We start from the raw sequence: 21405 nt of genomic DNA, 5'->3' as shown, positions 1-21405 counted from the left end.
TCGCAACCTATGGAGCGAATGGATCTTTTTTCTTACCATCGAATCTGCCGTAAGCAGGGTATAGTATGGAGTAAAGTTGGACAGCCTCTTTTATTAAGGGGAGGTTTAACAAAACTCATGTTATCTAAAACCGCAAGCCATGCAAAATGGATTTGGTTCATCACGGTGATGCTTACCATTTTGATGTGGGCCCGGCAGGAAAACGAATCGATCAGACCGACTGACATATCGACAAACAAGCAAAGCATGACCCTGGCTTTACCGGAGGAGCCCGCCGTAAGGGCCAGCGCCAAGCCGGCGCAGGAGCCTATAAAGCCGGCCTCCGCAGCAAGAGGCGGGGAGCAATCGCAGGGCGCAAGAAGCTATAAGCTGTTTCCGCATACGTCGCAGGATTTAAGCAAGCTGACCGCAGTGGAGGTTGTGGCGACCGGCTATTACGCAGGCCGGGAGTCGACCGGCAAAAATCCCGGACACCCGGAGTACGGAGTGACCTATTCGGGGATGAAGGTAACGCGGGACGTCAACGCATTTTCTACGATCGCAGCGGATCCTTCCATTTTTCCGATCGGCACCGTGCTCTATGTTCCAGGCTACGGCTACGGCATCGTGGCGGATACGGGCAGTGCGATCAAGGGCAAACGCATCGACTTGTACTTCGAGACGAAGGATCAGGTATACAAGGAGTGGGGCAAGAAGACGCTCCATGTGTTTGTCGTCCGCAAGGGAGACGGGAAGATCAATGCAACGATGTGGTCGCAGCTGAAGAATGAAATCTTGTTTTAATTTCCATCATAATTGCAGGTAGGCCTCCCCATACTAAGCTTCGAAGGGGAGGTGATTCCAGGATGGCAAAGAACAAGAACAAAAACGTAAAAAATCAAACGGAGTTTTCCGAAGAAGTGGCTGCAGTGAACAATAAGCGGCAGTCCGTTCAAAAGAACAACGCGAACCGAGGCGCTTGCGACTACGCGGAGCAATAATTTGGCACGAACCTATAGATTCCTGCGATAAACAACTGCCATCTTCTTGAATGGCCAAGAAGATCCCCGTTTATCCATGAAAGAAACCGTATCTTCAGCTGGCTGTGGATATGGTTTCTTTGTTTTTCCAAAAGAAGGAAGGCGGAGATCCGAACGAAATTGCTTATTTTCAAAGCGAATGTTTTGGTGTAAAATAAGATTACAGTCATTATTTCTGACATGATATAAGCGATTGAACGGATTGGATGTGAAGTTTCGTGCTAAATGCTTTACTGATAGGGAGTTCGATACAAGTGAACAAGCGAAAAGCCGCGGACGTTTATCCGTTTATAGAGGCGTTCATCGCCCGTAAAGAAGAGCAGATCGGCGAGATCGAGCAGGTCATCGAACGTTACGAGAAGAAACGGATGATAGAAGAGCGCAGCTACCAATCCATGTCAACTTTGAGGCGAATGTTTACCGGAAGAAAGCCGGATCACCACCTGGCCGTTGAATATATTCACTATGTGAAGAAGCCGATGGAACAAATTCGCCAGCTTCGGGCCGAAATCGAGCATGCGCGCTTGATTCTCAGCGAAAGCCAGCCCGGTGACCTGGTAGCCGTGAGCGAAGAGCTCGAGAAAGAAATAAAATAGTTCTTGCCCCGGCCTGACGGCCGGGTTTTTGCTGTATTCATCTTACTGTTTATAGTCCATCTTCAGCTGCTGCAGCTCGATGAAATCCGTATCCTGACTGTAAGCGGGCACCCCGTGGATTCCGACATCCAGACCGACCAGCTCTTCATCCCTGCTGACCCGGACGGAGACGGCACGGTTAATCCCTTTGAAGGCAATCCAAGTCAAGGCAAAGCCCCAGACCGAGACGACGGCCAGTCCAAGAGCCTGTACGCCGAGCAATTGAAAGCCGCCGCCGTACAATAAGCCGCTGTAGCTTCGGCCGACTCCAGCCGTAAGCTCCGGCTTGGCGAACAGCCCTACGGCCAGCGTGCCGATGCTGCCGCTAATCCCATGCACGGGGAAGGCCCCTACCGGATCGTCGATTCCTTTGGATTCGAGGAATTCCGTAGCGAAGACCATCGCGATCCCGCATACGGCGCCGATGAGGATCGCCGCCGCATCGCTGACAAAGGCGCATCCCGCCGTAATGCCGACGAGACCGGCCAGCGACCCGTTAATGACCATCGGCGGGTCGGATTTGCGGTAGCGCAGCATCGTGAACAGAATGCAAGCGGCTCCGCCCGAAGCGGCAGCCAGCATGGTTGTAACGGCAATATGGCCGATTGAGCCGTTGGTCGCGCTTAGCGTGCTCCCGGAATTGAAGCCGAACCAGCCGAACCAGAGAATAAAGGCGCCTACGGAAGCGAGCGGAAGGTTGGAGGGCGGAACGATATTGGCCGAGCCGTTCTCGGCAAATTTACCGATCCTGGGTCCGATAATGCGCGCAGCGGCCAGAGCCGAGAAGCCGCCGAGCGCGTGGATGACGGCCGAGCCGGCGAAATCGATCATGCCCAGCCTGCCGAGCCAGCCTCCAACGCTCCAGACCCAGTGACCGGCGATCGGATAGATGAGACCGGTCATGGCAATCGTGTAAAGGATATATGCATGAAAATTAATGCGTTCCGCCACCGCGCCCGAAACAATGGAGATGACCGCGATGACGAAGGCGCATTGAAACAGCCAATAGGTGTCATGCGAAATGGATAAGGAAATGTGTGACAGGTCTCCTCTCATGAAGAACCCTGTGCTTCCGATCAAGCCGGAAACGTCCTTTCCGTACATCAGAGCAAAGCCGAAGAAGAAGAAGATGAGTGCGCCGAACGTAATATCCACGAATACTTTCATAATGATGCTGACGGCGTTCTTCTGGCGAACGAAACCGGCCTCGAGCAAGGCGAAGCCGCCTTCCATCAGCAAAATCATGGCTGCCGTGAGCACGACCCAGATAGTATCGAGTCCGCTCTGCAGGGTGGTCAAATCCACATTACTCCACTCCTTTAAAAATACGTACGATTGACTGAGCTGATGGACCTCATTATACGGTTTTTGTGATAATTATGTCAACGGATAACGTAAGCTATTGTTACATATAAGGCGTGTTTTTAGTATTATGGCATACGTGCTGTATGTAAGCTTTCTCTAATAGCATAATATTCCCTCATGAAGAACATTCTATAGATAGACAAGTAATTACATGGCGCAGAGGGAGCGTGAGAAGATGATTCCGTTGGAATCCGCATTGACAAACCGGGAGGAACCGTTTGATCAGGTTCAGCATTATCTTCATCGGCATGAGTTCGCTTTGGGCGGCAATTGGGATTATGACCACGGCTCGTTCGACTGCTATCTGGACGAAGGTCATAAGGTATGGCTGCGGATCCCTTTTCAAGTGACCCACGGCATGCTGGACGGGGATACCGGAGCTACGGATGCCATTATTCAAATCGGTACGCCTTTCGTTCTGAAGCATCAATATAAAGAAGGCCTGGATAAGGAAGCTCAAGTCGGCGCGTTTGGCGCGCTGGTGGATCAATTCCAGGAGCCTGCCGATAAGGACGCCCGTGTCGAGGACCGGTGGGTGAAGGAAGCGAAAACGCTGCTTCGGGATGTCGAATCCGGCTGGCTTTCCTAGCGGGAGGCGGATCTTGGCGAACAGCGGCGTTTTAAACCATAACGAATCGAATGAAGCCCCTTTCCGCTTTCGGCGGAACAGGGGCTTTGCTGCGTTGATAAGAAATAAGTTTTCATAACTTATAGCTTCGCATCAACCTTGGTAAACGCGCTGGTCCTTGTAAGACAAGGGCGGCGTAGCCGTTTATCCTGCGCGGCTCGAAATCTATCGGATCGCCTAAATGTTTTACTTCCGTTTTAACTTATTTTAAGGTTCGCTTAAGGTTGTCAGTGCAATATATAGTCAAGAATAATAAATAAACAGACATCATGGGCGACAGCGAAATAATAACACATCATTTTATACTGATAGGAGGACTATTCTATGGATAACAAAAATAATTTCAACGACTTTTTTCGTCGCCCGGCCGACGATACAGATAAAGACCTGAACGGCCGCGACGAACGGGACGGGCAGAGCCGCAGCGAAAGCGCAAGCGGAAGAGTCTCGGAGGAGCCGAGATCGCATTACTTCTCCTACGGACCTCACAAATCGGCATGGTCCGCAGATTCAAACGATAGAAAAGCCGAGACGGATTCGACGGCATCGGACAGCTATGGCGAGTCTCCCGTCGAAATGACGCCGCCGAAGCCGCTTCGCTCCTTCAGCTTCCAGTCGGGCGACGACCAGTCGGGTTCCGGGTGGAAGGTAAACAAGCCGAAGCGGACCGGAGCCGGATTCCGCAGCATGTTCGCGGCATTCATGGCCGGGGTGCTTGTGGTGGGAGGCCTGATGTACGCTTCCGACAAGTATAACCTGTTCACAGGCAGGGGCGTGATGGCGAACGGCACGACGACGGCTCCTTCCGTCAGCCAATCTTCCTCGAATAACGGCGGCGTTAAACCGACGTCGCTTGATATAAGCCGTCCGCAGAACATACCGCAAATCTTTCAACAAGCCAGTCCCGCCGTCGTGAAGGTAGAAACGAAAGTGAAAGTAAATAGTACGGGAAGAACCGGCAATCCGCTGTTCAACGATCCGTTCTTCAGACAATTTTTCGGAGATAACGGCAGTCAGCAGCCCAAAAGTAACGGCGGCTCCGGCCAGCTCCAGCCCGGCGGCATGGGTACCGGCTTTATCTTCGAGAAATCCGGTTACATCCTGACGAACGAGCACGTGATTGACGGAGCGGACGAAATTTGGGTTACGGTTCAAGGCTACGATAAGCCGTTCAAAGCGACCCTTCTCGGGAACAGCTACGACCTCGACTTGGCTGCATTAAAAATCGATGCGACCGACGGCAAAGATTTCGCTACGCTGCCTCTGGGCAAAGCCGATGATACGAATATTGGGGACTGGGTTGTAGCTATCGGTAACCCATACGGTTTCGACCATACGGTGACTGTCGGCGTACTGAGCGCGAAGGAACGTCCGATTTCCATTCCGGATGATAAAGGCACACGCGAATACAAGCACTTGCTGCAAACGGACGCTTCGATCAACCCGGGGAACTCCGGCGGCCCGCTGCTCAATATGAACGGCGAAGTTATCGGAATCAACACCGCGGTGAGCGCACAGGCGCAAGGGATCGGCTTCGCAATACCGACGAGCACGATTTCCGCCGTACTGGATAACCTGAAGAACAACGTGAAAATTCCGAAGGAACCGTCTCCTTACATTGGCGTTGCCTTGCAAAATATCGATCAAAGCTGGACATCTGAGCTGAAGCTCGATAATACGGACGGCGCCATTATAGCCCAAGTGGACCGCAAAAGCCCAGCCTTCAAAGCCGGCTTGCGCCAGTACGACGTCGTCACGGACGTGAACGGCACGAAAATAAAAACTTCGGACGAAGTGTCCGCGGCGATCAAGAAACTGAAGGTCGGCGATAAAGCGTCGCTCGGCATTATGCGGGACGGCAAAAAGTCGACCGTCGATGTTACGGTCGGCGACCGCAACGCAGACACGCAAAACTAAGGTGCGAAGAAGCAGAGCGACCTCAGCTCTGCTTTCTTTTTGTCCAAAGGACGATATCTGATACAATAGTAGCAGGGCAGGTGACGAGTTCATGAGAGAAAAAATATTAGTAATCGACGACGACGAAAAAATCACATCCATGCTGCGCCGGAGCTTGGCTTTCGAAGGCTATACCGTGCTTACGGCATTTCATGGCATGGACGGTCTGAAGCAAATTCTGGAGCATGAACCCGACGCGGTTATTCTTGACGTCATGATGCCTCAGTTGGACGGCTGGGAGGTCGTCCGGCGCATCCGCGAAGGCGGCTCCGACGTGCCGGTGCTCATGCTTACGGCAAAGGACGAAATCGGGGACCGGGTCAAGGGACTTGATCTCGGTGCGGACGACTACCTGGTGAAGCCGTTCGCGCTCGAGGAGCTGCTTGCGAGAATACGCGTGCTGCTTCGCCGTAAAGCTTCGGAGAAGTCGGAGCAGCCGACCAATAAGCTGCAGTATCAAGATATCTTCATGGATCTGGATACGCGAGAAGTATTCCGCGGCGGCCAGCTGATCGAGCTGACGACGAAGGAATTCGATCTGCTGCATTTATTTTTGCAAAATCCGAAACGGGTGCTTTCCCGGGACGTAATAATGGAGAAGATCTGGGGCTATGACTACAGCGGCGAATCCAACGTGCTGGAGGTTTATATTGCGCTGCTGCGTCAAAAAACGGAGGAGCACGGGCATAAGCGCATGATCCAGACGGTACGGGGAGCCGGCTACGTGCTGAGAGGAGAGAGCTGACATGTCCGTGCGTTTGCGGCTCACCATGTGGTACACCGGGATATTGTCCGCAACGCTCCTGCTGCTCGGCCTTGGTTTATATTTATTCACGCACTTTATTTATTACGAAAGCTTGAAGACGGACCTTAAGGAGCAGGCGGACCTGATTGACAAATGGATCAGCCCGAGACCTACCGTTTCGCTGGACGGCAGCATGAGCTTTAATTTCAATATCCCGGGGCGCGATATGCTTCGAAGCAGCAATATGTTTTTTCAGATCGTCAATTTGAGCAATAATACGGTCCAGCGGTCTCCGAATGCGAAGGATGCCGATATTCAGTTTCCCAATCTGACTCAGCAAAAGATCCAGCAAATTCTGGAGAACGATTCGGCATTCGATGAAGTGAAAATTCAAAATCTGAATTTCATGATTTATAACAAGCCCATTATCATCCAAGAGCTGCCGAGCGGAAACGTCAAAGTGCTCGGTATGATACAAGCCGGCATCTTCCTGGAGCAGTATGACCGCATTTTCGTGCTGCTGCGGTGGATACTGTGGATCTCGGGCGCGCTGGCCGTCAGTCTGGCCGCTTCGGTCGGCTGGTTTCTCTCGCGCAAGGCGTTTCGTCCGATCGAGCAGGTCATCTTCGCAACGAATCAGATCGAGAAAGGTGCGGATCTGGACCGCCGGATCGAATATTATGGACCGCGGGACGAGATCGGCCAGCTGACGGAGACGATTAACGGGATGCTGGGGCGCCTGCAGGATGCTTATGCTGAGCAGGAGGAAGCGTACGGAGCACAGCGGCGGTTCGTGTCGGATGCTTCGCATGAGCTGAGGACCCCTCTGACGACGATTCGCGGAAATGTCGATTTGCTCGAGAAGATGTGGAAGCAAACGGCGCTTCAGGCGGGACCCGAGGCCAAGGAAGCGATGCATCTCGAGCTGTCGCTGGAGGCGATGCGCGACATTGCCGGCGAAGCCGAACGGATGTCGCGGCTTGTCAACGATCTGCTCTCCCTGGCCAGAGCCGATGCCGGCTTCAAGATGGAGAAGACGGAGGTCGAGCTTCGGCCGCTCATGGAAGAGGTCGCCCGCAAGGCGCAGATGCTGCCGCGCAGCACGGAGTGGCTGACGAGCGATTTTGCAGGGCTGGAGGGCGTCAAGGTCTACGGCAATTCCGATTATTTGCAGCAGCTGCTGTTTATTTTCATCGAGAATGCGTTCAAGTATACCGACAGCGGATATGTCCGGCTCGATTCGTTCCTGCATAACGGGCAGGTAGGCATTCGCATTGAGGATACGGGGATCGGGATGGATAAAGAGGAGATTCCGCATATTTTCGACCGGTTCTACCGGGCCGATCCTTCCCGCGGCAAGAAGTCGGGCACGGGACTCGGACTGTCCATCGCCAAATGGATTATCGACGAGCATAACGGCTCGATCGAGGTCAAAACCATCAAAGATGTCGGCACCACGTTCGTTATCTGGCTTCCGACCGCGGCCATGCAAAATGAACTGCCCGTAACGGCGGAAGGGCATTCCCTACCGGATGGGAATCAGGTATAATGAACTAAAAGCATCGATTTTTCGACAAGCAGGGGGTAAGGCATGGAAGTCATCAAAATTTCACCCAGGGGCTACTGTTACGGCGTAGTGGATGCCATGGCCCTCGCCATGCAGGCGGCCAAGGACTTAAATTTGCCGAGACCTATATATATATTGGGTATGATCGTTCATAATGCGCACGTGACGGACTTCTTCGAGAAGGAAGGCATCAAGACGCTGGACGGTCCGAACCGGCTCGACATCTTGGAGCAAATCGACAAAGGCACCGTCATTTTTACGGCTCACGGCGTATCGCCCGAGGTTCGGAGGCGCGCCAGGGAGAAAGGACTCATGATGGTCGATGCGACTTGCCCGGATGTGACGAAGACGCACGATCTGATCCGCGAGAAAACCGCCGAGGGCTATGAGATCATCTACATCGGCAAGAAAGGGCATCCGGAGCCGGAGGGCGCCATCGGCGTCGCGCCGGATAAGGTGCATTTGATCGAAAAGGAAAGCGATATCGGGCAGCTGCAGCTGTCCGGCGACAAGATTCTCATCACCAACCAGACGACGATGAGCCAGTGGGATATCAAGCATCTGATGAATCGGTTATTGGAGGCGTATCCCAAGGCCGAAATTCATAACGAAATTTGTCTGGCGACTCAGGTGCGGCAGGAGGCCGTAGCGGAGCAGGCAAAGGATGCGGACCTGGTCATCGTGGTCGGGGATCCGCGGAGCAACAACTCTAACCGCCTCGCTCAAGTATCGGAGGAAATCGCCGGGACGAAGGCGTACCGGATCGCCGATATTTCGGAGCTGAACCGCGAATGGCTGAAGGATGTGAAGCGGGTGGCGGTCACCTCTGGCGCTTCGACGCCAACTCCGATTACGAAGGAAGTCATTACCTATTTGGAGCAGTATGAACCGGGCGATCCCGCAACCTGGGAAATTCGCAGAACGGTAAACATGGATCGGCTGATTCCGGCCGCGCGGCAAAAGGCGGGGGCGGAGTAGCAACAACTTGATATAGAAAGGGACGGCAGCGGATGAAGGCACCGGGGAAAATGAAAAAACCTTTTCACGTCCGTAACATAAAACGCTGGTTTAAATATAAATATTTGCTGCTGACACGTGCCAAAGGGGGTCCTAGCTTAGTCGCGATGGGCTTCTCCATTGGTCTCTTCGTCGAAATGTTCACGCTGCCGACGGCAGGACTCGCTTTCTTTCTAATCTTTCCTCTGATTTATTTGTTTCGCGCCAGCATGGCGGCCGCACTCATCGGCTTCGTATTCGGCAAGGTCATTTATATTCCGATGTCCTTCCTGAACCGGATGGTCGGGGGCTGGGTGCTTCCGAGAGGGGCCAGGCACAATCTGCTGCACATGCTGCCGAGCTGGTTGGACACTTTCATTAAATTTAACTTGAAGCTCATTGTCGGAGGCATGATTGTAGGGGCCGTCCTCGGCATCCTCTGTTACTTTCCTATTAAATGGCTGCTCGAATTGTACCACCATAATCGCAAGGAACGCCGCAGGAAGCGCAAGGAACAGCTGACGCTGACATCGGATGCAAACAATTAAGGTTTGCCCGGCCTATTGACGGAGACTGGTTCTCCGTTATATAATCACTTTAGTGCTTAAAAGCGTATAAGCGTCGAAGCGTCTAAGTGCAAATGAACTTTCCAAGGAGCGTGCAAGCCATGATCGTTATTCTTTCCAATAAAGTAACCGAAGAACGTATCGCCGAAATCATCCAACATATCGAGAAGCATGAAGTTACGACGCATCTATCCCGCGGAGTGGACCGCACCGTGATCGGCATCATCGGCAAGGCAAGTCCCATGCTGGCCGAGCATCTTAGGCAATTGACAGGAGTGGAGCAGGTTGTGAAAATTTCCAAATCGTATAAGCTGGCCAGCCGGGACTTTCATCCCGACAACACCGTGATCAAGATCGGCGGCGTCGAAATCGGTGGAGACCAGCTGGTGGTTATGGGCGGACCGTGTGCGGTGGAATCGCCCGAGCAGATCGATGAAATCGCCCGGCTTGTGAAGGCATCCGGAGCGCAGGTGCTTCGCGGAGGCGCCTTCAAGCCAAGAACCGGACCGTACAGCTTCCAAGGCGTCGGCGTGGAGGGACTTGTCATGATGGCCGAAGCGGGGCAAAAGCACGGTCTCTTGACGATCACGGAAGTAATGACGCCGGAATACGTAGACGTATGCGCCGAGTACGCCGATATTTTGCAGGTCGGAACGCGGAACATGCAGAACTTCGATTTGCTTCGCAAGCTTGGAACGATTCAGAAGCCGGTCCTGCTGAAGCGGGGCTTCAGCTCAACCTATGACGAATTTCTCAATGCGGCGGAATATATTCTCGCTGGCGGTAATCCTAACGTGATGCTGTGTGAGCGTGGAATCCGAACATTCGAAACTTACACGCGCAACACGCTCGATTTGTCCGCCATCCCGGCGCTTCAAACGCTCAGTCACCTGCCGGTCATCTCCGATCCGAGCCACGGAACAGGCCGCCGCGAGTTGGTAGAGCCGATGAGCAAAGCTTCCGTTGCGGCCGGAGCGAACGGTTTGATCGTGGAAATGCATACCGATCCCGATAATTCGATGACAGGCGACGGGGTGCAGTCCTTGTTCCCGGAACAATTTGCTCAGCTGATGTTAGATCTCGAGAAGCTGGCGCCGATCTGCGGCAAACGGTTTGACTCGAAAAAAGAGCTTGTGTGCAGCTAAGGAATGTTCGTTTAGAGGGAACCGAAAACGCGGAAAGAGCTTGATTTTCCTGGAAATCAGGAAAGTCAAGTTTCTTTTTTGTTGTTTTTGTGAACAAAATACGTTGAAGTGTGAGATTACCTTACACATCCATAAAAAATACCTTACATAAGTATTGACGATTCTTTAAGGAAAGTTTTATAATATGACCATGATAAACAAAAACTTGAACAATGTTCGAACAATCATCGTGGAATGTTCGGAAATTAGGAGGTAGCGAGACCATGTCAGTTCAAAACGTGTTAAACACTATCCAAGAAAAAGGCATCGAGTGGGTCGATTTCCGTTTTGTCGATTTGAGCGGTAGAGCGCATCACATTTCTTTGCCGGCTTCCGAAGTCGAAGAAGAAACTTTTGTAAACGGTGTTGCTTTTGACGGTTCTTCCATCCCAGGCTTCAGAGGGATCGAAGAATCCGATATGGTTATGATGCCGGATCCGGAATCTTCCTTCGTTGATCCTTTCACTGCACATCCGACAATCGTTATTATGTGCAACATCTTCACTCCGGACGGAGAGCGTTATGAGCGTGACCCGCGTTCGATCGCTCAAAAAGCGGAAGAATATCTTCAATCCTCCGGCGTAGGTACGGCGGCATTCTTCGCTCCTGAATCCGAGTTTTTCATCTTTGACGACGTTCGTTACGAAAGCACGCAAAACAGCTCTTCCTTCTTCGTAGATTCCGAGGAAGCTCACTGGAACTCCAACCGCAAGGACGAAGGCGGCAACCTGAGCTTCAAAGTGAAGCACAAAGGCGGGTATGTGCCTGTTGCTCCTACGGATTCCCAGCAAGATATCCGCAGCGAAATGTGCCGTCTGCTGATCGAGTCCGGACTTCGCATCGAGCGTCACCACCACGAAGTGGCGACAGCCGGACAAGGCGAAATCAACTTCCGTTTCGACACGCTGACCAAAACAGCCGATAACCTTCTGAAATACAAATACATCGTTCAAAATACAGCAAGACAATATGGTAAGGTTGCTACCTTCATGCCGAAGCCGCTGTTTGGCGACAACGGAAGTGGGATGCACGTTCACCAATCCATCTTTAACGGCGACACGCCTCTCTTCTGGGAAAAAGGCAGCTATGCCAACCTGAGCGAGACGGCTCTGAACTATATCGGCGGGATCCTGTACCATGCTCCGGCATTGATTGCGATCACTAACCCGAGCACGAACTCCTTCAAACGCCTTGTTCCTGGCTACGAAGCGCCGGTTAACCTCGTATTCTCCAAAGGTAACCGTTCCGCAGCGGTTCGGATTCCGGTTGCTGCCGTAACGCCAAAAGGCTGCCGCATCGAGTTCCGTACGCCGGACTCCACGGCTAACCCTTACCTCGCATTCGCGGCTATGCTGCTTGCAGGTCTGGACGGCATCAAGAAGAAAATCGACCCTCGCGCACTCGGCTACGGCCCGCTCGACAAGAACATTTACGAGCTGTCCGATGCGGATAAAGCCGAAATCCGCAGCGTTCCAGGCTCCCTGGACGAAGCGCTTGACGCTCTGGAAGCTGACTTCGAGTTCTTGACTGAAGGCGGCGTATTCTCCAAAGACTTCATCGACAACTACATCGCTCTGCACCGTGATGAAGCGAAAGCCGTTTCCATCCGCATTCATCCGCACGAGTACTCCTTGTACTTCGACTTGTAAGATCCGGCTTTATCTATATCATTTAAATCAAACAACCTTCCCTATTCATACAGGGAAGGTTGTTTCATGTGCGCTTGGCAGCGCACCGACTATGGAGTGAAAGTCGGTTGGTGAGAAGTCAGACCTTTCCCGGCTTGGGCCAAAGGCTATAATGCGGCCGCGCAGCAGAACGGCTTCCTGCAGGGAAGGGACCGCGGCGCTTTCGTACCGTTGGACCGCACGACGCGGGCGGAAAGCCATCGTTTTACTGCTGCGGATGCTTCAAAAATAAAAAAAGACAGGCTGTGAACTGCTGCCTGCTTCATAACTAAAGAAACAAACAACCCAAACGACCGATATCGTTTGGGCTGTTACATTTTAAAGGGTGCTGCTCTATCATCCGTAAGCTTAAGTGTTACTAGGGAGCGGAGCGTTGACCGGAGTCTTCTCTACCACAGGAGGTGCCGAGGACGCGTAGACCTCTGCAAACACAGAGGCGGAGTTATACGCCAACTCCCCATGCAGACTGATATCGAGACCTACCTCCTCTTGATCCTTCTCTACCCTCAGCGGAACGAAGAGGCTGACGATTTTGAGCAAAAGATAAGTACCGACGGCCGCCAGAACGATCGCTACAAGCACGTCGATCAACTGGATTACTACTTGATTGGCATTGCCGTGAATCAACCCGTCGTTCCCGGCGGGGTTAACTTCTTTGCTGGCAAAAATCCCCGTAGCGATGGCACCCCAGATGCCGCCCAATCCGTGAATGCCGAACACATCGAGCGTATCGTCGTACTTGAATTTCGTCTTAAGGTAGTTGACACCGAAGTAGCAGACGAAGCTGGCGACGAAGCCGATCACAAGGGAGGAAGTGACCGAGACGAAGCCTGCCCCCGGCGTAATCGCAACCAGTCCGGCAATGACGCCTGTGACCGTACCGACCAGGGTAGGCTTTTTCTTACGGGCCCATTCAATAGCCGCCCAAGCGATCCCGCCTGCCGCACCGGCCACATGTGTGGTTGCATAGGCGATCGTAGCCAGGCCGCCGGAAGCGAGCGCGCTGCCGCCGTTAAACCCGAACCATCCAAACCAAAGCGACATGCCGCCGATGAAGAACAAGATAACGTTATGCGGAGGAACCGTTTTGTTCGTAAAGCCTTTCCGGCGTCCGATCATCATCGCAGCAACCAGGGCACTCACCCCGGATAAAATATGTACGACCGTACCTCCGGCAAAATCCAGCCCGCCGAGCTTGGAGAGCCAGCCGCCGCCCCACGTCCAATGCGCCATCGGCGCATACACAAACGTAATCCACAATACCGAGAACACAACCCAGGCGGACAAACGGACCCTCTCAGCCACGGCACCGGAGATGAGAGCTACCGTGATGCCGGCGAACAGCAGCTGAAAAATCGAGAAGATGATGTGCGGAATCGTCAGAGGAGCCATCGCCTCCTGACCCACGCCTGAGTATCCCAAATAATCAAGCGAGCCTATCCAGCCGCCTGCATCCGGGCCGAAGGCGAGGGTATATCCCCACAGCACCCATACCACACTGACGATCAGCAGACTGCTCAAGCTGTACATCATCGTGGAGATGACGTTGCGCTCGCTGACCATCCCGCCATAGAACAGGGCCAGCCCCGGCACGAACATGAACAGCACGATAGCGCAGGAGATGAGCATCCAAGTCGTATCCCCTGTGTCCACCTTCGGCGGAGCGCCATCCGCAGCCCACGCTGTAAAAGGCAGGCTAAGTAAGCCTGCGCCTGCTATCGTTGTTTTAGACCATAAAGAAAGCTTATTCATGCTCATATGTTCCGCCTCCTATTTAAATTAGGCTAACGCCCGATACAACCCCGATGACAATTGTAGCAACGGATATGGCTTTGCAAATCTGCCCGTGCCGTCCTGTACTTTTGACCGAACGGGACTTCCACAGCACACGGCCGGCATAATAAATGCCGATGCCGTTCAAGACGAGGAAGGCGATGGTGATCCACGAGGCTCCCGCTGATGAAGCTGCATCCCCCATGGTCATCGGCAAGGACATATCGTGATGGTGATGACCGCTCATCGCCATAGCCCCCATCCCCAGCAGCGCCGGGGCGAGGAGCAAATGAACGGTGTGCAGCACCAGGGCGAGGCCGATCGGGATGACAGACATCAAAGCATGCTTGGTATCGTCACGCATAGCGGCCGGTTTGAGCATTATCCGTGTCCCTCCCTGGAATGGCATTCTTTCGAAACGGTACTACAGGCGCTTTTCTTGGCTGACGGCGGCAGGTCGAGGGCGGGACTGGCATTAAAGAAGCCCGTCGGCTTCAGTAAAAATCCGGTATATGCCGCCGGCATGACCGGCCAATCCTCCGGACGCGGAATATGGTTGTGTCCCATCGTGTACCAGACGACAATATCCGTATTGTTCACCGGACGATCCTGCTGTGTCCAGCTCTCAAGGCCATCTCCGCCGGTGTGCTGGTTCGGGTAATCTCCGGCAGCGAACATTTCCTTCTCGTCATAAGGAGTGACCCACAGATGATGCTTAATAAATCCGGCGCGCTTCAGCAGGCTGGAGTCCATGGAAGCGAAAGGGAAGCAGTTTTCGCCAGGGACGATTTTGTAGCCGACGGACTGTCCCATTTCATTTTTGACGTTATCGTTCACGAATTTCCAGTAGCGGGCGGTTTCCAGCTTCAGATCGCGAATCGCTTCCTGCTCGGTGGCAAGCAATGTGGATTTGGCCATGAAGGCATTGCCCATCGGGTTGTTCGGACCTGCCGGAGCCGGTACGGTATCGACCTCGTATACGGAATTGTCTGTTCCGTCAATTTGCAAATCCAGACGTACATTAAAAAAGTGCTGGTGGTTCGGTGCGTACAGATCCGGTGCCACCATCGTTCCGTACAAAGGCTTCTCGCCTTCGGCCAGACCGCCGACCGACAAAATGCCTGTCAGCTTCACCTGGAACTCGATGTTGCCGTCCTGATAAAAATACCAGAAGAAGCCGTATTCGTAGTTGGCTACGGTAGAGATGGAGGAGACAACCAGCCTTCTCGAACGTCTGACCTCGACCTCGTTCGTTCTCCAATCCGTATGCTTCCACAGGATGCCATAATCTTCTTCATGCATACAAATCGCGTTCTTAATGACGACAGGCTCGCCCTTGCTGTTTGTGATCGCCGCATCGAGATAGCGGATGTAGCCGACGCAGTCGCAGCCGAGCTCGAGACTGTTCGCTAACTGGCCGATGCCGTATTCCCCGCTGTCGAAGGCGTTTTTGCGGTTCTGCGTAGGCCCGGGATCACCATACGGCACGACCATTTCAGAGAGCGAAGCGCGGTAAAGTATCGGGCGCTTCACGCCCTGATCGTCGTAGCTGACTGTATGAATGACGAGGCCTTCTCTGGAGTTGAAGCCGATACGGAAGTTCCATTTTTGCCAATTCACCTCATGGCCGTCCACGGTAAAGCTGGGCCCCTCCGGTTGCGTAATGGAGATCGGCAACAGATCCGATCTAAGCGGTCCGACGCGATCCGGTGTATAGTTGGCGGGCTTTGTCGCAATCGTGGCGTAAGGATATTCCTCGACCCGCAGCACTTCCATTTTGTTCAAATCGACGATCGGCACAAGACCGAGCGGACGGGCGTAGCCGTTGTCGGAAGCATCACTGCGCAGGAAGCACAGCGGGCGTGCCAGCCGGAGCGTATTGTCTTCCTCACTGCCGAAGTTGCCTGCCGACCAGCAGTCGACCATGACAAGTTCAGGATCCGTAATGCCGAGCCGCTCCAGCGCTGCATGGAACAGGGGACTAGCCTTCACCGCCTGTTCGCACTCGGCATGCTCCTCCAGCATGAAACTCGGCTGCACGCCCGGCACGTGCTTCCACGATAACAGCTCCCCGTTCGTGATCGATACGATCGCCTCATAGCATGCGTTAAATTCGTTGTTCAGGATGACAATGTTAGCTTGGCGGTCAAACGGCTTGGAGCCGTCAAAAGCCAGCACTTCCCGCTTGAGCGGCTCACGCAGCATGACCGAAATAAATCGGTCGTATGCACCAAGCGTTTTTTTATTTTTCAGGATATGGACGGCCAATTCAATTTCTTTCGCGCTGAGCGGTTCCAAGGGGTGCTTTACCTGATATTCCTGTGCAAGCTTCATATTCATTCGTTCTCCCTCTCCTTCGAAACTTATTTTTCTGTGTCTCATCACATGAAAAACTTCCGCTTAATGCAGTATCTTCGAAAGAACTTGTTTTAATGTGATCTTAATTAACATTATAGAGACATTATAAGTAAAATAAATGTAGGTTTACCGAATAGTGGGAAAGCAACAAAATGTTTCGCCCTTAGCTTTATCAGAATGGGAAACTACGGACGAGCGCGGTAATTGCTCCGATAGCCAAGCTCCTTGGAGATCAGATCCGCATACTTGCTTACATAAAATGCATACTTCTGAAGGTTGTCGCGGCTGAATCTCAGCACCGGACCGGCGACGTTCAGCGAGCCAATAACCGTATTTTCGTAGGAAAAAATAGGGGCGGCCACGTCGGTAGTTCCATCCGTTGCCTCACCCGTCGTGACGGAGTAGCCTTGAGCCCGGATCTGATCCAGATCCTGTCGTATAAACTCATAGCTAAGCGGCTTCAGGGACGGAACGGAGCTCCAATTGACATGACGCAGCAGGTTCTCTTGCAGCTTTTGCGGTAAATAGGCAAGAATGACGCGGTTGGAAGCGCCGATGTAGAGCGGCAGACGCAGCCCGATCGGCTCGGAAATCTTGAGGATTTGGGGGGAGTCGATGGAATCGATATAGACGCCCTCGTCATTTTCACGGGTTGCGAGGTAGACGGTTTCCCGTGTCGTTTGCGAAAGCTCCACCATATACGGTCTGGCGGTAGAGCGGAGCATCAAGCTGTCCCACATCAGAAACCCGTATTTCATGAGGGATAGACCGAGCTTGTATTTCTTCGTCTTGCTGTTCTGGGAGATGAAGCCATGCCCGCACAAAGAGGTAAGAATACGATGGACGCTTTGCACAGGCATGCTTAGCTCCTTGCTGATCTCTGTTACGCTAAGCTCCTTCTCCATCCCTTGCGGCACCAAAATATCCAAAATTTGAATGGCTTTCGAAATTACAGACAAATCGATCACCTCCCAAAATAATTCGATATGATGTTATATTATATAACATAAATATACCACATAATGCAGAAAAGAAAAACGATGTTTTCCCACTATGCGAGAAAATCGATCCGTTCAGGAAAAAATAAAAAAGAAGGACGCTTTTTCCCGCAGACAAAGGCGAACGCTATCGCTCCTCCAGTAGCCAACCTCCGTTTGTATCTATATTCTTATCAAACACCTCTTTCTAGGGCACTCTGAACCTTCCCTGTTCATCGGGAAGGTTTTTTTCTATCTCTCCCCCTTGAACCTGCTGCCAGTGTCTTTAAATCTTTACTCTAGCGTTCGAGGGAAAGTGAGGCGCTGCCGGAGGAGCCGCCAGGCGCCGCTTTTATAACCTTCCACTAGAAGTCCGGTGAATAAACAGCGGAGCGGGCGGATCGTTCTGGAGAAGCGCAAGCGTTCGCCTTTGTCCCCGGATTCTTACCGCTTAAGGTGTTATCAAATCCAAGAATTCTAGGGGTGGGGGTCCCCGCAAAGTACTTGGATTTGCTTCTTTGAATGGACTTCACTTTGCGGGGCAGAGCAGCGATCGGAAGAATGATCTGCTCGGGGAGCAGCTTCTTATTCACCGGAATTCTTGTAATGTATAACAAAAGGTCACGAATTTTAACAGCCGCCGGAGGCATCACCTCTGCACCTGCCATCACGCTTTATTTATCTATTTCACAACACCGAACAGGTTCAACTTTTTGTAACATCTGCCATATATAATGACGATAATATAGTTAAAAGCGAAGCAAGGTGGTGTGAGGATGACGATGGGATGGACAGATAAGGAAGCTGCTCATTTACTAGGAAGAGCCGCGTTCTTTGCAGGAAAAACCGAGGTAAGCGCTTCCGTAATGCTGGGTAAAGAAGAAACGGTTCGCCGTTTATTGGATGGGGAACCGCTGACGGGAACGGGAACGGAGCTGCTTCCGTTCGCCCAGGTCAAGGCGGACGGCAAGGATTTGGCTGCCAACCAGATCGGTGATCAGCAAACGTACTGGCTGTACCGGATGGCGGGTACCGATGCGCCGCTCATCGAGAAGATGACGCTATTCTGGCACGGGCATTTTGCTACGTCCTACCAGAAGGTTCGCGAGATTCCGCTGATGGTGCGCCAGAACGAGCTGCTGCGCAAATACGCGCTCGGCAATTTCCATGAGCTGGTCGACCAAATCGGCAAGGATCCGGCCATGATGCTGTATCTGGACACGAACAACAACCGCAAAGGCAAGCCGAACGAGAACTACGCCCGCGAGGTCATGGAGCTGTTTACGCTGGGCATCGGGAATTATACCGAGCAGGACATCCGGGAAGCTGCGCGGGCGCTTACCGGCTGGAGCTATAACATGAAGACGGACGAAGTCAAATTCAATAAGGGGCAGCACGACACCGGCACAAAAAGCTTCCTGGGCAGCAGGGGCAACTTCGACGAGACCGATGTCGTCAAGATACTGTTCAAGCAGGATGCGCTGCCGCATTTTATAGCGAAAAAGCTGTTGACCTACTTCGCGGCGGACGACCCTGCTGCCGAATGGATCGATGAAATCGCGAAGGTGTTCTCCCAAAACTACAATATTAAAGAAACCTTAAGCGCGCTGTTCTTGTCCGACGCTTTCTATTCGGACGCTAATCGAGGCGCTCTGATCAAGACGCCGGCCGAATATGTGGTCGGGATCATGAAGGCCTTTCAGCTGCCGGTGGCCAGAGGCTTCGTGCAAGCGATGCGCAAGATGGGGCAGGAGCTATACCTGCCTCCGGATGTAGCGGGCTGGAGGGGCGGAGCGACCTGGCTGCTGACGTCGAATCTGCTGGCGCGATACCAGTTTGCGGAATCGGTAGCCAAGAGGCTGAACAGCAATCTGCTGAGCAAGCCGGATTATATGCTCGATCCCTTGGCGACGGCGGATACATACGTAAAGCAGTTCGGTATGAATACCGGCATCTGGTCGTTCGGCACGCAATCCGCCGCTGCGCTGTCCAAGTATGCCGACGATACGTTCATTCACTCCATTCAAAAAGCGAACGGGATGCGCGGCCTGCTGCAGCTGGTCATGATTTCACCGGAAGCTCAGATGAAATAGAAGGGAGCAAGCCGTATGAAGCTTACAAGAAGAGATTTCATCGTTAAAGGGACGGCGCTGCTGGCCACGCTGGGCCTCGGCGGACCGATGATTTTTGCAGAGAGTGGAGGCCTGCTCAGCTCCCAAAGCCAGGATACGCCGGATCCGGATGCTCCGGTGCTGGTGGTCATTCAGCTGAGCGGCGGCAATGACGGGATCAATACGCTGATTCCATACGGTATGGGAGGCTATTTCGACGCTAGGCCGACGCTAAAAATTACGGAAAACAAAGTGCTTGCGATCGACAATCAAGTGGGCCTGCATCCCAGCCTCACGAATATGAAGGATATGTATAACAACGGCAAGCTAGCTATCATCCAAGGGGTTGGCTATCCTAATCCGGACCATTCCCATTTCCGTTCGATGGAAATTTGGCAGACGGCGGAGCCGGAGAAATACATCCACAGCGGCTGGCTGGGCAGGTATGCGGAAACTTCCCTGAAGTCGAACGCCAACCCGCTTAAAGCGCTGCAAATCGGCAACAGCGCGAATAAGGCCATGAACTCCGACGTCGTCAGTATTCCGGTCATTCAATCGCTTGAAACGTATAATTTCCTGGATCCGAAGACGCCGAAGCCGGACCAGAACCGGATCGCCAAAGCGTTTCTCGATATGTACGATCCGGACCAGCAAGGAACGGCCATTCAAGTTACTTGTCAGCGCGGCAAGGATGCGTATGAGAGCGTCGAAGCGGTTCACAGCCTGACGAACGGTTATCAAATGAAGGTGGAATATCCGAAGACAGGCATTGCAAAGGATTTGCAGCTCGTATCCAAAATGCTGGCGGGCAATTCCGGAACAAGGGTATTCTATCTTCAGCTCGGCGGCTTCGACGATCACATTCAAGAAAAGGTACTGCATGCGAAGCTATTGCAACAGTTGGATGAGGCGCTCGGGGCGTTTTACAAGGATTTGGAGGCGCAGGGGCTCGTCGACCGGGTGGTCACGATGGCTTTCTCGGAATTCGGCAGACGGGTGAAGGAGAATGGCAACGGCGGTACGGACCATGGGACGGCTGCACCGGTCTTTGTCCTTGGCGGCAGAATCAAGGGGGGCTTGTACGGGGTTATGCCGAGCTTAACGAACCTGAACAACGGGGATTTGAAGTATGAAGTGGACTTCAGGAGCGTCTACTATACGGTTCTGGACGGATGGATGAAGGGAGACGCGCAAGGCGTCCTGGGGAAAGCTTATGAGAAGCTTACCTTCGTGTAGAAAGCAAATCGAGGCCTCGGCCTCGATTTTTTTGCGTTTAAAGGAGGCGCCACCGCCCTGCCTTGCGGACTTAATCGCTCTTGTCGTCCTTTTGAATGGAGCGCTCGGCCCGGACGAAAGCGATGAACCGTCTGGCTTCCTCCGGAGTTAATTGCTTGCCGTCTATCGTCAGAGCGAACTTCTCCATGATCTTATCGTCCGATAGCTCCAGGCTGTCCGCAAATTCACGTACATCTTCATCCATGATCGGATGGGGATTGTCTGTTCTCCCGATGAGATAATCGATAGGCACTTTGAAAAAATTGGCGATCGTGACCATCGTGTTGTAATCCGGTTCTCTTCGGTTGTTTTCGTAGTGAGAGAGAGAGGCTCGGGTAATCCCGAGTTTGCTAGAAAGCTCTTCCTGAGTCAAGGCATGCTTCTCGCGAAGCTGGGCAATCCGCTCTCCGTATTTCATGCGACTACCTCCAGTGGTTACATGCGTTGTTAATTATACTCGTTGTTCTAATACCAAGATAGCACGTTTTTCGGTAGGAGCACAAACAAATACTTGACATGATACGAAACGTATCTTATCTTGGATTATGGCTTTATAAGTATA

19 protein-coding genes are annotated in these 21405 nt (G+C 52.7%); 13 read left to right on the top strand and 6 right to left on the bottom strand.

The window, feature by feature from the left end; all coding sequences use genetic code 11:
• The first annotated feature begins 117 nt into the window (after window positions 1-117).
• The 3 genes from O9H85_RS29875 to O9H85_RS29865 all read left to right on the top strand — a co-directional run bounded on the left by O9H85_RS29875 (window position 118) and on the right by O9H85_RS29865 (window position 1615).
• Window positions 118-783 (top strand): 3D domain-containing protein, encoded by a 666-nt coding sequence (locus O9H85_RS29875; protein WP_269885059.1) that lies wholly within the window; start codon window positions 118-120, stop codon window positions 781-783.
• A gap of 62 nt (window positions 784-845) precedes the next feature.
• Window positions 846-980, top strand: coding sequence for a hypothetical protein (locus tag O9H85_RS29870; protein ID WP_269885058.1), 135 nt, complete (start codon window positions 846-848; stop codon window positions 978-980).
• Between the two features lie 293 nt (window positions 981-1273).
• A complete protein-coding gene (locus O9H85_RS29865) occupies window positions 1274-1615 on the top strand; it encodes a hypothetical protein (protein ID WP_269885057.1) in 342 nt (113 codons plus the stop codon).
• A 42-nt stretch (window positions 1616-1657) separates the two neighbouring features.
• Here O9H85_RS29865 and O9H85_RS29860 read toward each other — a convergent pair whose 3' ends face one another.
• Window positions 1658-2959 (bottom strand): ammonium transporter, encoded by a 1302-nt coding sequence (locus tag O9H85_RS29860; RefSeq protein WP_269885056.1) that lies wholly within the window; start codon window positions 2957-2959, stop codon window positions 1658-1660.
• 235 nt (window positions 2960-3194) lie between these two features.
• Here O9H85_RS29860 and O9H85_RS29855 point away from each other — a divergent pair, with 235 nt between their 5' ends.
• The 8 genes from O9H85_RS29855 (at window position 3195) to glnA (ending at window position 12310) form a co-directional block, all read left to right on the top strand.
• A complete protein-coding gene (locus O9H85_RS29855; protein WP_269885055.1) occupies window positions 3195-3608 on the top strand; it encodes a YugN family protein in 414 nt (137 codons plus the stop codon).
• A gap of 363 nt (window positions 3609-3971) precedes the next feature.
• Complete coding sequence (locus O9H85_RS29850; RefSeq protein ID WP_269885054.1) at window positions 3972-5564, top strand: S1C family serine protease; 1593 nt, start codon at window positions 3972-3974, stop codon at window positions 5562-5564.
• Between the two features lie 91 nt (window positions 5565-5655).
• On the top strand, window positions 5656-6348 hold the full coding sequence (locus tag O9H85_RS29845; protein WP_269885053.1) for a response regulator transcription factor: 693 nt from the start codon (window positions 5656-5658) through the stop codon (window positions 6346-6348).
• Window position 6349: 1 nt separating this feature from the next.
• Complete coding sequence (locus O9H85_RS29840; RefSeq protein WP_269885052.1) at window positions 6350-7897, top strand: sensor histidine kinase; 1548 nt, start codon at window positions 6350-6352, stop codon at window positions 7895-7897.
• A gap of 42 nt (window positions 7898-7939) precedes the next feature.
• On the top strand, window positions 7940-8893 hold the full coding sequence (locus tag O9H85_RS29835; protein ID WP_269885051.1) for a 4-hydroxy-3-methylbut-2-enyl diphosphate reductase: 954 nt from the start codon (window positions 7940-7942) through the stop codon (window positions 8891-8893).
• A 50-nt stretch (window positions 8894-8943) separates the two neighbouring features.
• Window positions 8944-9459: a DUF2062 domain-containing protein gene (locus O9H85_RS29830; RefSeq protein ID WP_269885050.1), complete on the top strand. Its 516-nt coding sequence runs from the start codon at window positions 8944-8946 to the stop codon at window positions 9457-9459.
• A 119-nt stretch (window positions 9460-9578) separates the two neighbouring features.
• The gene (gene aroF, locus O9H85_RS29825) at window positions 9579-10622 is read left to right on the top strand and encodes a 3-deoxy-7-phosphoheptulonate synthase (RefSeq protein WP_269885049.1); all 1044 of its coding nucleotides are present in this window, start codon (window positions 9579-9581) and stop codon (window positions 10620-10622) included.
• 263 nt (window positions 10623-10885) lie between these two features.
• Window positions 10886-12310 (top strand): type I glutamate--ammonia ligase, encoded by a 1425-nt coding sequence (gene glnA, locus O9H85_RS29820; protein WP_269885048.1) that lies wholly within the window; start codon window positions 10886-10888, stop codon window positions 12308-12310.
• Between the two features lie 387 nt (window positions 12311-12697).
• Here the strand turns inward: glnA and O9H85_RS29815 are convergent, their stop codons facing one another.
• The 4 genes from O9H85_RS29815 to O9H85_RS29800 all read right to left on the bottom strand — a co-directional run bounded on the left by O9H85_RS29815 (window position 12698) and on the right by O9H85_RS29800 (window position 17439).
• The gene (locus tag O9H85_RS29815) at window positions 12698-14002 is read right to left on the bottom strand and encodes an ammonium transporter (RefSeq protein ID WP_269885093.1); all 1305 of its coding nucleotides are present in this window, start codon (window positions 14000-14002) and stop codon (window positions 12698-12700) included.
• A gap of 121 nt (window positions 14003-14123) precedes the next feature.
• On the bottom strand, window positions 14124-14504 hold the full coding sequence (locus O9H85_RS29810; RefSeq protein WP_269885047.1) for a hypothetical protein: 381 nt from the start codon (window positions 14502-14504) through the stop codon (window positions 14124-14126).
• The gene (locus O9H85_RS29805) at window positions 14504-16462 is read right to left on the bottom strand and encodes a primary-amine oxidase (protein WP_269885046.1); all 1959 of its coding nucleotides are present in this window, start codon (window positions 16460-16462) and stop codon (window positions 14504-14506) included. Before O9H85_RS29805 ends, O9H85_RS29810 begins: the two co-directional genes overlap by 1 nt.
• Window positions 16463-16665: 203 nt before the next feature.
• Window positions 16666-17439, bottom strand: a complete 774-nt coding sequence (locus O9H85_RS29800) for an IclR family transcriptional regulator (protein ID WP_269885045.1) — start codon at window positions 17437-17439, stop codon at window positions 16666-16668.
• A gap of 794 nt (window positions 17440-18233) precedes the next feature.
• Here O9H85_RS29800 and O9H85_RS29795 point away from each other — a divergent pair.
• Together O9H85_RS29795 and O9H85_RS29790 are read left to right on the top strand one after the other, a co-directional pair.
• A complete protein-coding gene (locus O9H85_RS29795) occupies window positions 18234-19550 on the top strand; it encodes a DUF1800 domain-containing protein (protein ID WP_269885044.1) in 1317 nt (438 codons plus the stop codon).
• A 15-nt stretch (window positions 19551-19565) separates the two neighbouring features.
• Window positions 19566-20804 carry a DUF1501 domain-containing protein gene (locus tag O9H85_RS29790; RefSeq protein ID WP_269885043.1) on the top strand — a complete coding sequence of 413 codons (1239 nt, stop codon included), beginning with the start codon at window positions 19566-19568 and terminating at the stop codon, window positions 20802-20804.
• A gap of 70 nt (window positions 20805-20874) precedes the next feature.
• Here O9H85_RS29790 and O9H85_RS29785 read toward each other — a convergent pair whose 3' ends face one another.
• On the bottom strand, window positions 20875-21261 hold the full coding sequence (locus O9H85_RS29785) for a helix-turn-helix domain-containing protein (protein ID WP_269885042.1): 387 nt from the start codon (window positions 21259-21261) through the stop codon (window positions 20875-20877).
• Window positions 21262-21405 lie beyond the last annotated feature (144 nt).

This window comes from Paenibacillus gyeongsangnamensis, assembly GCF_027533625.1.
In the GTDB taxonomy this organism is placed as follows: domain Bacteria; phylum Bacillota; class Bacilli; order Paenibacillales; family NBRC-103111; genus Paenibacillus_G; species Paenibacillus_G gyeongsangnamensis.
This window is presented reverse-complemented; position numbering and strand designations above follow the sequence as displayed.

Coding starts and splice junctions, on each gene's coding strand:
- O9H85_RS29875 (WP_269885059.1), top strand. CDS start 118: ATGTTATCTAAAACCGCAAGCCATGCAAAATGGATTTGGTTCATCACG.
- O9H85_RS29870 (WP_269885058.1), top strand. CDS start 846: ATGGCAAAGAACAAGAACAAAAACGTAAAAAATCAAACGGAGTTTTCC.
- O9H85_RS29855 (WP_269885055.1), top strand. CDS start 3,195: ATGATTCCGTTGGAATCCGCATTGACAAACCGGGAGGAACCGTTTGAT.
- O9H85_RS29850 (WP_269885054.1), top strand. CDS start 3,972: ATGGATAACAAAAATAATTTCAACGACTTTTTTCGTCGCCCGGCCGAC.
- O9H85_RS29845 (WP_269885053.1), top strand. CDS start 5,656: ATGAGAGAAAAAATATTAGTAATCGACGACGACGAAAAAATCACATCC.
- O9H85_RS29840 (WP_269885052.1), top strand. CDS start 6,350: ATGTCCGTGCGTTTGCGGCTCACCATGTGGTACACCGGGATATTGTCC.
- O9H85_RS29835 (WP_269885051.1), top strand. CDS start 7,940: ATGGAAGTCATCAAAATTTCACCCAGGGGCTACTGTTACGGCGTAGTG.
- O9H85_RS29830 (WP_269885050.1), top strand. CDS start 8,944: ATGAAAAAACCTTTTCACGTCCGTAACATAAAACGCTGGTTTAAATAT.
- aroF (WP_269885049.1), top strand. CDS start 9,579: ATGATCGTTATTCTTTCCAATAAAGTAACCGAAGAACGTATCGCCGAA.
- glnA (WP_269885048.1), top strand. CDS start 10,886: ATGTCAGTTCAAAACGTGTTAAACACTATCCAAGAAAAAGGCATCGAG.
- O9H85_RS29810 (WP_269885047.1), bottom strand. CDS start 14,504: ATGCTCAAACCGGCCGCTATGCGTGACGATACCAAGCATGCTTTGATG.
- O9H85_RS29805 (WP_269885046.1), bottom strand. CDS start 16,462: ATGAATATGAAGCTTGCACAGGAATATCAGGTAAAGCACCCCTTGGAA.
- O9H85_RS29795 (WP_269885044.1), top strand. CDS start 18,234: ATGACGATGGGATGGACAGATAAGGAAGCTGCTCATTTACTAGGAAGA.
- O9H85_RS29790 (WP_269885043.1), top strand. CDS start 19,566: ATGAAGCTTACAAGAAGAGATTTCATCGTTAAAGGGACGGCGCTGCTG.
- O9H85_RS29785 (WP_269885042.1), bottom strand. CDS start 21,261: ATGAAATACGGAGAGCGGATTGCCCAGCTTCGCGAGAAGCATGCCTTG.